Origin of the sequence: Saccharopolyspora dendranthemae (assembly GCF_007829955.1) — a bacterium.
GTDB lineage: Bacteria > Actinomycetota > Actinomycetes > Mycobacteriales > Pseudonocardiaceae > Saccharopolyspora > Saccharopolyspora dendranthemae.
In genome coordinates this window covers 1-12,099 of sequence record NZ_VIWX01000006.1, presented here as the reverse complement: position 1 = coordinate 12,099, position 12,099 = coordinate 1, and the positions used below count along the sequence as shown (strand labels likewise).

The window sequence follows — 12,099 nt, the reverse complement described above, 5'->3', positions numbered from 1 at the left end:
TTCAGTTGTGCACAACTGAATAGTGCGCTACCGTTCATGCCGTGACGACGGAATCGGGATCGACGCTGGACCGGCTGCTCTGCTTCGCGCTGCACAGCGCGTCGCGGGCATTCACCAACCTCTACCGGCCGTTCCTCGATGAGATCGGCCTGACCTACCCGCAATACCTGGTGATGTTGGTGCTGTGGGAGCGCGAGTCGCTGACGGTCAAGGAACTGGGCGGGCTGCTCCGGCTCGATTCGGGAACGTTGTCACCGCTGCTGAAACGACTCCAGGCCCGCGACTTGCTCGTCCGCACTCGCAGCGAGGCCGACGAGCGGTCCGTTCGCGTGGCCGTCACCGAGGAGGGGCGCGCTCTGTGGCAGCGGGCGCGCGACATCCCGCAGCGGATGGTGTCCGCCACCGGGATGGACCTGGGTGAGGTCGAGCAGCTGCGGACCACGTTGGAAGCCCTGACGACCACGTTGAACGACGCGGCCAACCGGGTCACCGAGAATCGGGAGACGAACTGATGACTGTTCTGTACACGGCGGAGGCGACCGCGACGGGCGAAGGTCGCAACGGGCGAACCCGCACCTCCGACGGCTTGGTCGACCTCGAACTGGCCATCCCCAAGGAGATGGGCGGCTCCGGCGACGCGACCAACCCCGAGCAGCTGTTCGCGGCCGGCTACTCGGCCTGCTTCCACAGCGCCCTGCAGCTCGTGGCTCGCAAGAAGAAGGTCGACATCGAAGGCTCTTCGGTGACCGCGGAGGTCGGCATCGGATCGAACGGCGAAGGGGGCTTCGGCCTCAGCGTCGCGCTGGTCGTCGACCTGCCGGGTGTCCCGGGTGAGCAGGCCCAGCAGCTCGCGGAAGCCGCGGACGCGGTGTGCCCGTACTCCAACGCGGTCCGCGGGAACATCGACCTCGACGTCCGCGTCGCCTAAGCGAACAGCACGTAGACCAAGCCGGTGGCCCCGGCGAGCATCGCCAGCACCGCTGTCGCGGCGGGCAAGCCCCCGCCCGGCAGTGGTGCTCGTGCGCGCAGACGACGCTCGCTGTGCTGGTGGCGTCGCCACACCAACCACGCCACCAGCCCGCTGGCCGGCAACGTCGCCACTGCGCAGACGATCGCTGCCGTCGCGCTCTCATGCGCGATCAGCTTCAGCAGCACCAGCAGGCTCACGGTGAACGCCAGCACCGTGCGCAACCAGGCCAACGTCGTGCGCTCGATCTGCAACCCCGGATCCCATGGCTGGTGTTCGCCCATCTCAGAACCCGGTCACGAACAGCAGCACGCAGGCCGCCACACCGATCAGTCCCAGCCCGTAGCCCAGCGCGGGGGCCAGTCGAGGAGCGGGCAGCGGCCGACCGCGACGCAGGGCGCGCTCCGTGGCAACCCACCTCGTGAAGGCCGTTGTGCTGCAGAGAACGCCGGCCAGCAGCAAGGCGACCGCCAGCATGACCCGCAGATCGCTGGGTTCGGCCGCCACCGCGTTCAGGGCCTCGACGCCGACGCCACCGGCCATCAGCGCCAACGCGGTGCGAATCCAGGCCAGGAAGGTCCGCTCGTTGGCGAGCGTGAACCGAGGATCAGGCTCCTCGCCGTCCTGGTAGAGCCGCCGCGGCCAGCGCGAGCTCCCGCTTTCGCCATCGGTAGCCATGACCTCACGTTATCTCGTCCGAATGGCGCAACGAGCGCCAGTGCCCGGTCCCGATACAGCCCGGAGGGTCAGTCGCAGAAAGGGGAGGGACGTTCCACGATCACGGGACATCGTCCGGGCGAGCCCTCTGGGCCGGCTCGCGGCCGATCTCGGTCTACCTGGTCCGCGGTGCAGCGATCACCATCGTCCGCATCGCCATCACCGGCGAACCGATGCGCTGTCAGGCCGAGCAGAACGGCGACGGTCGTCGGTTCCGCGAACCCAGAGCCGACGAAAGTGACAGGAAGGTTCCCATGCGCGTAACTCGCCGTCACGACGCAGGCGGCAGCTCACCGTCGAACAGCTCGGGCTTGTGGCCGGTGATCGTCAGGTACCCCTCGGCATCGAGTTCGCCGATATCGCCCGTCGGAAGCCAGCCGTCGGCATCGGTGACGGGCCGGATCATGCCGTCGGCCTCCAGGTAGCCGGCGCACACCAGCGGGCCGCGCACCAGCACTTCGCCATCGGCTGCGATGCGCATTTCGGTGCCGGGCATCGCGCGACCGACCGTTCCGGTGCGGCGCGCCCCGGGGTGGTTCATGGTCGCACATCCGGTCGTTTCGACCAGTCCCCACAGCTCGCAGACCTCCAGGCCGATGCCGCTGAACAGGTCCAGCACCTCGGTGTCGATCTGGCCCACCCCGGTCGCAGGCACCACCGTTCGACCGAGTCCAACGCGGGCCCGTGCCCGTTGGGCGTCGCGGGCAGATCCGCGCTGCTCGGCGGGGATTCCGCGAAGCAGACCGACCAGCCGGGACCACACCGGTGGGGAGGCGAAGAGCAGAGCGGGCCGGGTCTTCGGCAGCGAGGTCAGCACGTCGTGATCACTGCAGAAGACCACGTGCGCGGCGTCGTGGATCGCCGCGTAGATCCCCACCAGCCGTGCGGTGATGTGGCTGAGCGGCAGGTAGCTCAGTCGCTTCGCATTCGGTTCTGAACGGGTGAGCTGGTGGATCGCTGCGGCGGCGAAGCAGAGGTTGCGGTGGGTCAGCACCACGCCCTTGAGTCGATCGCTGTCCTCGTTCGGGTAGATGACGGTCGCAGGTGTGCCAGGCGTGATCGGGCCGCGCTCCCGTCGAAGCAGCCCGGGGTCCGCGCGCACTCGCCGGGCCCCTTGTCTTCGAAGATCCGTCCAGGTGTGGAAGCGGTGATCCGCGCTGATCATCACCGCGTCGTCGAGCACCACCACGTGCTCGATCGTGCCTGCGTTGCGCAGCGCTTTCGCCCATCGCCGCAGCTGATCACCGCTCTCCAGCACCACCACTCGCGCTCGGCTGTGGGAGGCGATGGCGTGCACCTGGTCCTGGCTCAGCGCGGGGTGCAGCGTGCCGGCAACGGCGCCCAGGTGCGCTGCGGCGACGTCGGAGAGCCAGTGCTCGGTGCGGTTGGACATCATCAGCAGGATGGTCTGACCTCGCTGCAGGCCGAGCGCGTTGAACGCGGCGGCCAGCAGTTCGACCTCCTCACCCGCCTGTTTCCAGGTGAAGGTCCGGTTGGCGTCGGTCAGTGCCGGCTCGTCGGGGAACTGCGCGATGTTGTGGGAGAACAGTCGTGGGATCGTCGTTTCCAGTGCCGCCTCGGCCCAGCCGTCCAAGGTGCTCATCGCAGCCGATCTCCCCTCGCCCCGAACAACGGTTGCGATTGACGCGCGTTGAGGCGATGAAACCTGATCGGGGTGGACCGAAACCAGCGCCGAATGCTGGAACACGTTCCGACGAACCGGTACACCCCGGCGGCTTTTCGGAAGAATCAGGCGAAATCAGACGTGATCGCGAATGACGTCGTTGACGGCGTGCTGAAAGCCGTTGACCAGGACCTGGATGGTCAGCGGGCGGAGCTGGTCGGTCACCACGCGCACCCGATCGCGCTCGTCCTCGGGACGTCCGTGCTCCACGTAGGGGCGCAGCACGTTCTCGGCGAACAGCTCGCGCAGCTCGGTGGCGATCTGCGCGGTGTGCCGCTCGACGATCCCCTTGGCCTGCACCAGCATCTGCAGCGGCAGCCCCAGGTCGAGGATCTGCAGGCCCACTCCCAGCATCGCCGGGCTGGGCAGCTGCAGCTTGTCCGGATCGTCGATGCGCTGGAGGACCCCCAGCTCCACAAGGTGCTCGACCAGGTCGTCATCGAGGTGCCTGCCTGCGCGGCGGTCCAGCTCGTGGCGGTCGAGCTCTTCGGCGTGATCATCGGTCCACGGCGCGATCAGCGCGCGCTGCAGGGCGAGCTCGTCCGGTGAGGAGCCTGCCGGGATGCGCTGCAGGTGGCGTTCGATAGCCGACAGGGTGAAGCCGAGCGTCTGCAGCTCGCGGATCAGATCCAGTCGCGCGAGGTGTTCAGCGCCGTACAGTCCGAGACGGCCGCGCAGGCGTGGAGCCGGCAGCAGCCCGCGCGACGAGTAGAACCGGACCGTTCGCACGGTCACTCCGGCACGGGCGGCCAGTTCGTCGATGGTGAGCTCTTCGTCCGCAGTTCGGAGCATGCCGTCACGTTACTCCTTGACCGCTGTAACACCAACGATGTAACACTGATTGCGTCGTATTTCTTGTGTCGCGTGGCACGGCGTTGTTCGAGGGGTCGGGCTTCCGCGTCGTGGAGAGGATTTGTCGTGATGGCAACGGGTGGCCCGCTGGCCGGGGTGAAAGTCGTGGAGCTCGCCGGCATCGGTCCGGCGCCCTTCTGCGCCATGCTGCTGGCCGATCTCGGGGCAGACGTCGTCCGCGTCGACCGGCCGGGCGTCGGCGGTGACGACGACCTGCTCAACCGGGGCAAGCGGTCGGTTCAGGTCGACCTCAAGCACGAGCGAGGCCCAGAAGCCGTGCTGGCGCTCGCGAAAGAAGCCGACGTGCTGCTGGAAGGCCTGCGTCCCGGCGTCACCGAGCGGCTCGGAGTAGGCCCGGACCAGTGCTGGGAGCTCAACCCGAAGCTCGTCTACGGGCGGATGACGGGATGGGGCCAGGACGGTCCGCTCGCCAGCACCTCGGGTCACGACGTCGGCTACGTCTCGCTCACCGGCATGCTGCACGCCATCGGCCGCCAGGGCGGTCCGCCGCAGATCCCGGCGAACCTGCTCGGGGACTTCGGCGGCGGAGCGATGTACCTGGCGGTCGGGGTCCTCGCGGGACTCCTGGAAGCGCGTGTCAGCGGACGCGGCCAAGTCGTCGACGCCGCCATCGTCGACGGAACCGCGCACCTGGGATCGATGTTGTGGAGCTTCTTCGCGACGGGCGGGTGGAGCACCGAACGCGGCACCAACCTGCTCGACACCGGCGCTCCCTACTACGACGTCTACGAAACGTCCGATGGCGAGTACATGTCGGTCGGCGCGCTGGAACCCAAGTTCTACGCGGAGCTGCTGGAGAAGCTCGAACTGGCAGGAAAGGTCCCAGACCGCGATGACGCCTCGACATGGCCTGAGCTCAGGAAGATGTTCGCCGAGAGGTTCAAGCAGCGCACCCGTGCGGAGTGGACCGAGGTGTTCGACGGCACCGATGCCTGCGTCGCCCCCGTCCTGTCGATGGCCGAGGCGGAGCAACACCCGCACCTGGCCGCCCGTCAGACCCTGGTGCGCCGCGAGGGGACGCTGCAACCGGCGCCCGCCCCGCGGTTCAGCCGCACCCCGAATCCCGAGCCCGGAGCGGTCGCCATCCCCGGCGCGCACACCGAAGAAGTGCTGAGCGAATGGGGGCTTTCCCACGACCTGCTCGACTCGGGCGCCATGCACTCCGCGCCGCGATGACCCGCGGCGCGACCCAACGACAGATTCGTTCCCACACAGCGACTTCGCGGGATGACGGTGACAGGAAGGTTCCCTTCCTCGCGCCGCCCGCCACGAACCGGAAGGACGCGTGAAGATGCGCAGGGAGTTGTTCGAGCCCGAGCACGAGGCTTTCCGAGAGACGGCTCGGACCTTCATCAACAAGGAACTCGTCCCGCACAACGAGGAGTGGGAGGCCGCCGGTCAGGTCAGCCGGGAATCCTGGCGGGCCGCCGGCGAACACGGCCTGCTCGGCTTCGCCGTCGATGACGAGTACGGCGGGGGCGGCGTCGACGACTTCCGCTTCAACGTCGTCTTCGACGAGGAGCTGGTGTCCGCGGGCATCTCCGGGTTCGGGTCACCGCTGCACAACGACATCATCGCGCCCTACTTGACCAAGCTGGCCAACGACGAGCAGAAGCAGCGCTGGCTGCCCGGCTTCTGCTCCGGGGAACTGATCACCGCCATCGCGATGACCGAGCCCGGCGCGGGCAGCGACCTGCAGGGAATCCGCACCACCGCGGTCCGCGACGGTGACGACTACGTGCTCAACGGGCAGAAGACCTTCATCAGCAACGGCATCATGGCCGACCTGGTGATCGTCGTGGCCCGCACCGACCCGGACGCGGGGCACCAGGGCATCAGCCTGCTGGTGGTCGAGCGCGATATGCCGGGCTTCGAGCGCGGCCGCAACCTCGAGAAGATCGGGCAGAAGGCGCAGGACACCGCCGAGCTGTACTTCACCGACGTGCGCGTGCCCGCCCGCAACCTCCTCGGCGAGGAAGGGCAGGGCTTCATCTACCTGATGCAGAACCTGCCGCAAGAACGGCTGTCGATCGGCGTGGCCTCCATCGCCTCGGCCGCCAAGGTTCTGGAGCTCACCAAGGACTACTGCCGCGAGCGCACCGCCTTCGGACGACCGATCGGCAAGTTCCAGAACACCCGCTTCGAGCTCGCCGAGATGGCCACCGAGGTCCAGATCGGGCAGGTCTTCGCGGACCGTTGCGTGCAGGAGCACGTTCGAGGTGAGCTGAGCATCGAACACGCCGCCATGGCCAAGTGGTGGCTCAGCGAGCTCAACAAGCGCGTCGTCGACCGTTGCCTGCAGTTGCACGGCGGCTTCGGCTACATGACCGAGTACCCGGTGGCCAAGGCGTACCTGGACTCCCGCGTCCAGACCATCTACGGCGGCACGACCGAGATCATGAAGGAGATCATCGGCCGTTCCATGGGATTCTGACGGCGTCCGCGGGGACCGGTGCCAGCCGGTTCCCGCGTCCCGCCGCGAAGGAGGCGAACCGTGGACTGGATCGTCGCCCCCGACTCCGACGGACGCGCGCTGCGCGACGTCTTCCCATCGATGCTGGCCGCGATGGGTGTCGAGAGCTTCACCGACACCATCGGGATCCCGCCCTGCCGCAACGCCCTGGTGCTGCTGGTGGACGGGCTTGGTCACGAGCTGCTGCGCGCGCACGAAGCCGACGCGCCATTTCTGTCGAGCCTGCAGCACTCGCCGCCGCTGACAGCAGGGTTCCCCACCACCACCGTCACCAGCATCGCCTCGCTGGCCACCGGTCGTTGCGCTGGGGAGCACGGCCTCGTCGGCTACACCTTCGCCGAACCGGGCGGAGGTCTGCTGCACCCCTTGAGCTGGACGGTCCGGGACTCGCCTGACGGCGACCGCGTGAGCCTGATGGAGCGGTGGCCACCGGAACAGGTGCAGCCCCACACCACCGTGCTGGAACGGGCCGCGGCTGCTGGAGTCGACGTTCGCGTCGCGGTTCCCCGTCATTTCGAGGGCACCGGGCTGACCGAGGCCTCGCTGCGCGGTGCGAAGTTCCGCGGCGTGCGGGAGCTGGGCGACCTCGCCGCAGAACTCCTCGACGCGGCCGAGAGCCCCGGTCCCAGCCTCTGCTACGGCTATCACGCGGGAGTCGACCTGCTGGGGCACGTTCACGGACCCGGTTCCATCCAGTGGCGCATGCAGCTGCGGCAGATCGACGCGTTCGTGCAGATGGTCGCCGAACGACTACCACCGGGCGTCGTGCTCTCGGTCGTGGCCGACCACGGCATGGTCGACCTGGATCCGGCGCAGATGATCGACGCCGACAGCGATCCCGCGCTGCAGGAGGGAGTCCGCCTGCTCGGCGGCGAGGTGCGGGTCCGCCAGGTCTACGCCCGTCCCGGCGCGCGGGACGACGTGCTGGCCGCCTGGCAGGACGCCGTCGGCGAGAGCGGCAGCGTCATCACCGGCGAGCAGGCCATCGACGAGGGCTACTTCGGCCCGGTGACCGACGCGGTGAGGCCGCGCATCGGCGACGTGCTGGCCGTGTTGCGCACAACCGGGGTGATCCGGTCGGTTGCCGAGCCGGGCGAATCGAAGCTGCGGGGTCATCACGGCTCCCTGACCTCTGCGGAACAACTGATACCGGTACTGATCGCAGCAGGAGGCTGATCGGTGATGGCGGATGGTGGACTGTTCGGGCCGAGAACGGTGTCCTGGCATCTGCACGGTGATCCAACGATGTGGATCGCGGGGATCTGCAGCTTGTTCCTGCAGGCGCTGCACCCGCGAGCGGTGGCGGCTGTAGTGCAGAACTCGCGGTTCCAGGAAGACCCGATCGGCAGGCTGCGCCGCACCAGCGACTTCGTCGGCGTCGCCACCTACGGCACGACGGAGAAGGCCCGCACCGCCGCCCAACGCGTGCGGCACGTCCACCGCGTGCTGAGCGCCAGCGACCCGCGGACCGGGGACGAGATCCGGCTGGACGACCCGGACCTGCTGCTCTGGGTGCACTGCGCGGAGGTCGCATCGTTCTCCGAGATCGTGCGGCGAGCGGGTTTTCCGCTCAGCGACGCCCAGCACGACCGCTACTTCGCGGAACAGCGCCGCTCGGCGGAGCTCGTGGGTCTCGACCCGGACCAGGTCCCCGGGTCGCGCAGCGAGATGGACGACTACTTCCGACGCGTGCGACCTGAGCTCGCGCGCACCCGGGAGTCGGATGTGGTGTTCCGATTCCTGCACCACCCCTTCACGACCTGGTGGTTGCGGCCGCTCAACGTCGGCTATCTGCCGATAGGGCACTTGGCGTATTCGCTGCTCCCGGGCTGGGCGCGCGACCTGCACGGCAGGCCGGCGATGCCCGACCGGGTCGCGACAGCGGGCGCCAAGGCGTTCCGCGCGTTCGGCGGGTCGGTTCCCGACCGGATCCGGTACCGGTTTCCCAGCGGACACGTGCTGGCGGCCGTGGAGCGGCTGGGGGAGCAGGCCTTCCCCTCGGCGAAGGCCGTGGTGAGGCTCTAGGACGATCGGGTGGTGGATGGGAACCTTCCTCCCATTCCTGCCGCGCCGGTTCGGCCTGCGGAGATCGTCTCTGAAGTGCATATTCGTGCACACTCGGGGTAACGGTGTCCCATCTTGTCCACCTCTTGTATCTATGTTGTGGGCAACCTAGGATTTCCGTCCACGGAACCGTTTTTCTGCCAGGCGGAAGTTGTCCCCGGGAGGCTGAACGATGCAGTCGGCCAGTATCGAAGCCGAGCGCGCGGCGGGAAGTCCGGCCGCGCTGGACACCGCTGCGGCGGAATTCCGCGCGGCGCTGCCGGAGACGGCAGTGATCACCGATCCGCAGCGCTTGCGCACCTACGAATGCGACGGGCTCGCCAGCCACCGGGTGATCCCGGCCGTGGTCGTGCTGCCCGAGACTGCGGAGCAGGTCCGCGACGTCGTGCGAACCTGCGCCGCGCACGGGATTCCCTTCGTCGCACGGGGGGCGGGCACCGGCCTCTCGGGCGGTGCGCTCCCGCACTCATCCGGTGTCCTCGTGGTCACCTCCAGGATGCGCAGCATCGTGGAGATCGACGTCGTCAACGAGCGGGCGGTCGTCGAGCCCGGCGTGATCAACCTCGACGTCACCAAAGCCGCTGCGCCGCAGGGCTACTACTTCGCCCCCGACCCCTCCAGTCAGCAGGTCTGCTCGGTGGGCGGCAACGTCGCCGAGAACTCGGGCGGTGCGCACTGCCTGAAGTACGGCTTCACCGTCAACCACATCCTCGGCCTCGAGGTCGTGACGCCCGACGGCGAGCTCGTCGAACTCGGATCCGATGCGCGCGAAGCTCCCGGTTACGACCTGATGGGAGCCTTCATCGGCAGCGAGGGAACACTCGGCATCGTCACCAAGATCACCGTTCGGCTCCTGCGCAAACCCGAAGTGGTTCAGACGCTGCTCGCAGGGTTCCCCTCCACCGACGAGGCGGGCGCGGCGGTCTCGGCGATCATCGCCGACGGCGTGACCCCGGCCGCCATCGAGATGATGGACGCGCTGGCCATCGAGGCAGCGGAACAAGCCGTGCAGTGCGGATACCCGGAGGGAGCGGGTGCGGTGCTGGTCGTCGAGCTCGACGGGCCGGCGGCAGAAGTCGAGCACACCTTCGCCGAGGTCGAACGGCATTGTCGCGCACGCGGAGCCTTCGAAATCCGCGTCGCTGCCGATGACGCCGAGCGAGCGATGATCTGGAAAGGCCGCAAGTCCGCCTTCGCCGCGGTGGGCCGCATCAGCCCCGACTACATCGTTCAGGACGGCGTCATTCCGCGCACCGCGCTACCCGAGGTGCTCGGCCGCATCTCCCGCCTGTCCAGCGAATCCGGCGTGCGCGTGGCCAACGTCTTCCACGCCGGAGACGGGAACCTGCATCCGCTGGTGCTCTTCGACGACGCCGAGCCCGGTGCCGGTGAACGCGCCGAAGCCGTCTCCGGCGCGATCCTCGACCTGTGCATCGAGCACGGCGGCTCCATCACCGGTGAACACGGCGTCGGTGCGGACAAGGTCAAGTACATGGGTCGCATGTTCACCGACCAAGACCTCGACACGATGCAACGAGTGCGCTGCGCGTTCGACCCGGTCGGCATCTGCAACCCGGGCAAGGTCTTCCCGACACCCCGGCTGTGCGGGGAAGTCCCGGGTCGGCGCACAGGAGTGCACCCCCTGACCGAAGCGGGATTGGCGGACCAGTTCTGATGCAGACGAAAACCACCGAGGCCGCCCACGACGCGTTGGCGGCAGTGCTCGGAGCCGACAACGTGCGCAGGGCCGACGAGAACAGCTCGGACAAGGGCCTCGGTCACCAGCTGGTGGCCGCCGTGGAGGGAACGGAGCAGACCGCGGCCGCGATGAAGGTCGCTGCCGAACACGAACTCCGCGTCGTGCCCACGGGTTCGGGCAGCAAGCTCGACTGGGGCGCACCGCCTCGTGACGTCGACCTGCTGCTCGACCTCTCGCCGGCCAACAAGATCGTCGAGCACGCGGCAGGCGACCTCGTCGTGCACGCGCTGGCCGGAACCCCGATCACCGATATCAATCGGTTCGTGCGCGACGGCGGGCAGCAGCTCCCCATCGACCAGCCCATCACCACCGCGACCGTCGGCGGAGTCATCGCGACCGCGACCTCCGGGCCCTGCAGACACCTGTTCGGTGGCGTCCGGGACCTGCTGATCGGCGTCACCGTCGTGCTCGCCGACGGCACCGTCACGACGGCGGGCGGCAAGGTAGTCAAGAACGTCGCCGGGTATGACCTCTGCAAGCTCTACACCGGCTCCTTCGGGACCCTCGGCGTGATCACCGAAGCGGTGTTCCGGTTGCACCCCGTTGCCGCAGAGCACCGGTGGATCACCACCGTCACCGACGACGCCGCCACGGCCGCCCGAGCCGCAGACACCATCCGCCAGTCCCAAGCCATGCCCACGGCGATCGAAATCGACCGGCCGGCAGGCGGTCCTTTCACCGTCTGCGGACAGTTGGAAGGACGCCCTTCTGCCACGCATGACCGCGCGCTGCAGCTGGCGTCGGCGGTTGAGGGCGAGGTAGCCGACGGGCAGCCCGAGTGGTGGGGACAGCACCCCTTCGACTCCGAGGGCACCGGGCTGCGCGTCGGGGCCGAACCCGGCGCCATGCCCGCGTTGCTGACTGCCATCGAGCAGAGCACCGGTGACCTGCCGATTTCCGTGCGCGGTGCGATCGGGATCGGCGTGCTGCACGCGGGACTGCCCGCGTCCGCGGACCCGGCCGCCGTCGCCCGGCTGACTTCCGAGCTGCGGGCCCGCGCCGACTACGTGGTTCGTCGAACGCGCACCGCGCGCGGTCCTCGACCTCGTCGACCCGTGGGGCCCCATCGCCGCAGGGCCGCTCGCGCTCATGCGCCGCACCAAGGACCAGTTCGATTCCGCAACACCGGCTCGCTCCGGGCCGGTTCGTGGGAGGAATCTGATGACCGAGACCCCGGCCGGCCCTGGCGCCTTCGACGTCTTCCACCCGCCGCAACGCGAACTCATCGACGACTGCGTGCACTGCGGCTTCTGCCTGCCGAGCTGTCCCACCTACGAGCTGTGGGGGGAGGAGATGGACTCCCCCCGCGGTCGCATCTACCTGATGAAGGAAGGCCTCGAAGGCGAACGCTCACCGACAACATGGTTGAGCACTTCGACGCCTGCCTGGGCTGCATGGCGTGCGTGACCGCGTGTCCTTCGGGTGTTCAGTACGGCACCTTGATCGCTGAGACGCGTGCCCAGGTCGAACGGCACCACGAACGTGGGCGATTCGAGAAGCTGCTGCGCACGGCGATCTTCACGATGTTCCCGTACCCGAAGCGGCTTCGCGCGATGCGCGGT

11 protein-coding genes and 2 pseudogenes are annotated in these 12,099 nt (G+C 68.4%); 9 read left to right on the top strand and 4 right to left on the bottom strand.

Translation table 11 applies throughout. The features are described from left to right. Positions 1-41 precede the first annotated feature (41 nt). Both FHU35_RS24590 and FHU35_RS24585 read left to right on the top strand, forming a co-directional pair. Positions 42-512 carry a MarR family winged helix-turn-helix transcriptional regulator gene (locus FHU35_RS24590; protein ID WP_145743893.1) on the top strand — a complete coding sequence of 157 codons (471 nt, stop codon included), beginning with the start codon at positions 42-44 and terminating at the stop codon, positions 510-512. Next, entirely contained in the window at positions 512-928 is a 417-nt protein-coding gene (locus FHU35_RS24585) for an organic hydroperoxide resistance protein (RefSeq protein ID WP_145743891.1), read from the top strand. The genes FHU35_RS24590 and FHU35_RS24585 overlap by 1 nt, the downstream gene beginning before the upstream one ends. Here FHU35_RS24585 and FHU35_RS24580 read toward each other — a convergent pair. The 4 genes from FHU35_RS24580 to FHU35_RS24565 form a co-directional block, all read right to left on the bottom strand. Continuing rightward, positions 925-1,221, bottom strand: coding sequence for a DUF202 domain-containing protein (locus FHU35_RS24580; RefSeq protein WP_246110553.1), 297 nt, complete (start codon positions 1,219-1,221; stop codon positions 925-927). The genes FHU35_RS24585 and FHU35_RS24580 overlap by 4 nt on opposite strands. 31 nt (positions 1,222-1,252) lie before the next feature. Then, a complete protein-coding gene (locus FHU35_RS24575; protein ID WP_145743888.1) occupies positions 1,253-1,645 on the bottom strand; it encodes a YidH family protein in 393 nt (130 codons plus the stop codon). 310 nt (positions 1,646-1,955) lie between these two features. Beyond that, positions 1,956-3,287, bottom strand: coding sequence for an AMP-binding protein (locus FHU35_RS24570; protein WP_145743886.1), 1,332 nt, complete (start codon positions 3,285-3,287; stop codon positions 1,956-1,958). A gap of 156 nt (positions 3,288-3,443) precedes the next feature. Continuing rightward, entirely contained in the window at positions 3,444-4,160 is a 717-nt protein-coding gene (locus FHU35_RS24565) for a MerR family transcriptional regulator (RefSeq protein ID WP_145737846.1), read from the bottom strand. Between the two features lie 129 nt (positions 4,161-4,289). On the opposite strand from FHU35_RS24565, the gene FHU35_RS24560 reads away from it, so the two are divergent. The 7 genes and pseudogenes from FHU35_RS24560 to FHU35_RS24530 all read left to right on the top strand — a co-directional run. Further along, positions 4,290-5,417, top strand: coding sequence for a CaiB/BaiF CoA transferase family protein (locus tag FHU35_RS24560; RefSeq protein ID WP_186459312.1), 1,128 nt, complete (start codon positions 4,290-4,292; stop codon positions 5,415-5,417). Between the two features lie 115 nt (positions 5,418-5,532). Continuing rightward, complete coding sequence (locus FHU35_RS24555) at positions 5,533-6,675, top strand: acyl-CoA dehydrogenase family protein (protein WP_145737844.1); 1,143 nt, start codon at positions 5,533-5,535, stop codon at positions 6,673-6,675. A 60-nt stretch (positions 6,676-6,735) separates the two neighbouring features. Next, positions 6,736-7,890: an alkaline phosphatase family protein gene (locus tag FHU35_RS24550; RefSeq protein WP_145737843.1), complete on the top strand. Its 1,155-nt coding sequence runs from the start codon at positions 6,736-6,738 to the stop codon at positions 7,888-7,890. Between the two features lie 6 nt (positions 7,891-7,896). Then, positions 7,897-8,739: an oxygenase MpaB family protein gene (locus tag FHU35_RS24545; RefSeq protein WP_145737842.1), complete on the top strand. Its 843-nt coding sequence runs from the start codon at positions 7,897-7,899 to the stop codon at positions 8,737-8,739. A gap of 211 nt (positions 8,740-8,950) precedes the next feature. Beyond that, positions 8,951-10,453 (top strand): FAD-linked oxidase C-terminal domain-containing protein, encoded by a 1,503-nt coding sequence (locus FHU35_RS24540; RefSeq protein ID WP_246110144.1) that lies wholly within the window; start codon positions 8,951-8,953, stop codon positions 10,451-10,453. Continuing rightward, positions 10,453-10,911 (top strand): annotated as a pseudogene (locus FHU35_RS30035) (FAD-binding oxidoreductase); the annotation flags it as partial. The gene FHU35_RS24540 and the pseudogene FHU35_RS30035, both read left to right, overlap by 1 nt. Before the next feature lie 787 nt (positions 10,912-11,698). Beyond that, a pseudogene (locus tag FHU35_RS24530) lies at positions 11,699-12,099 on the top strand (4Fe-4S dicluster domain-containing protein); the annotation flags it as partial.

Excerpts from the sequence above, each read along its gene's own strand:
- FHU35_RS24560 (WP_186459312.1), top strand. The coding sequence starts at position 4,290 with ATGGCAACGGGTGGCCCGCTGGCCGGGGTGAAAGTCGTGGAGCTCGCC.
- FHU35_RS24575 (WP_145743888.1), bottom strand. The coding sequence starts at position 1,645 with ATGGCTACCGATGGCGAAAGCGGGAGCTCGCGCTGGCCGCGGCGGCTC.
- FHU35_RS24585 (WP_145743891.1), top strand. The coding sequence starts at position 512 with ATGACTGTTCTGTACACGGCGGAGGCGACCGCGACGGGCGAAGGTCGC.
- FHU35_RS24540 (WP_246110144.1), top strand. The coding sequence starts at position 8,951 with ATGCAGTCGGCCAGTATCGAAGCCGAGCGCGCGGCGGGAAGTCCGGCC.
- FHU35_RS24565 (WP_145737846.1), bottom strand. The coding sequence starts at position 4,160 with ATGCTCCGAACTGCGGACGAAGAGCTCACCATCGACGAACTGGCCGCC.
- FHU35_RS24570 (WP_145743886.1), bottom strand. The coding sequence starts at position 3,287 with ATGAGCACCTTGGACGGCTGGGCCGAGGCGGCACTGGAAACGACGATC.
- FHU35_RS24545 (WP_145737842.1), top strand. The coding sequence starts at position 7,897 with ATGGCGGATGGTGGACTGTTCGGGCCGAGAACGGTGTCCTGGCATCTG.
- FHU35_RS24555 (WP_145737844.1), top strand. The coding sequence starts at position 5,533 with ATGCGCAGGGAGTTGTTCGAGCCCGAGCACGAGGCTTTCCGAGAGACG.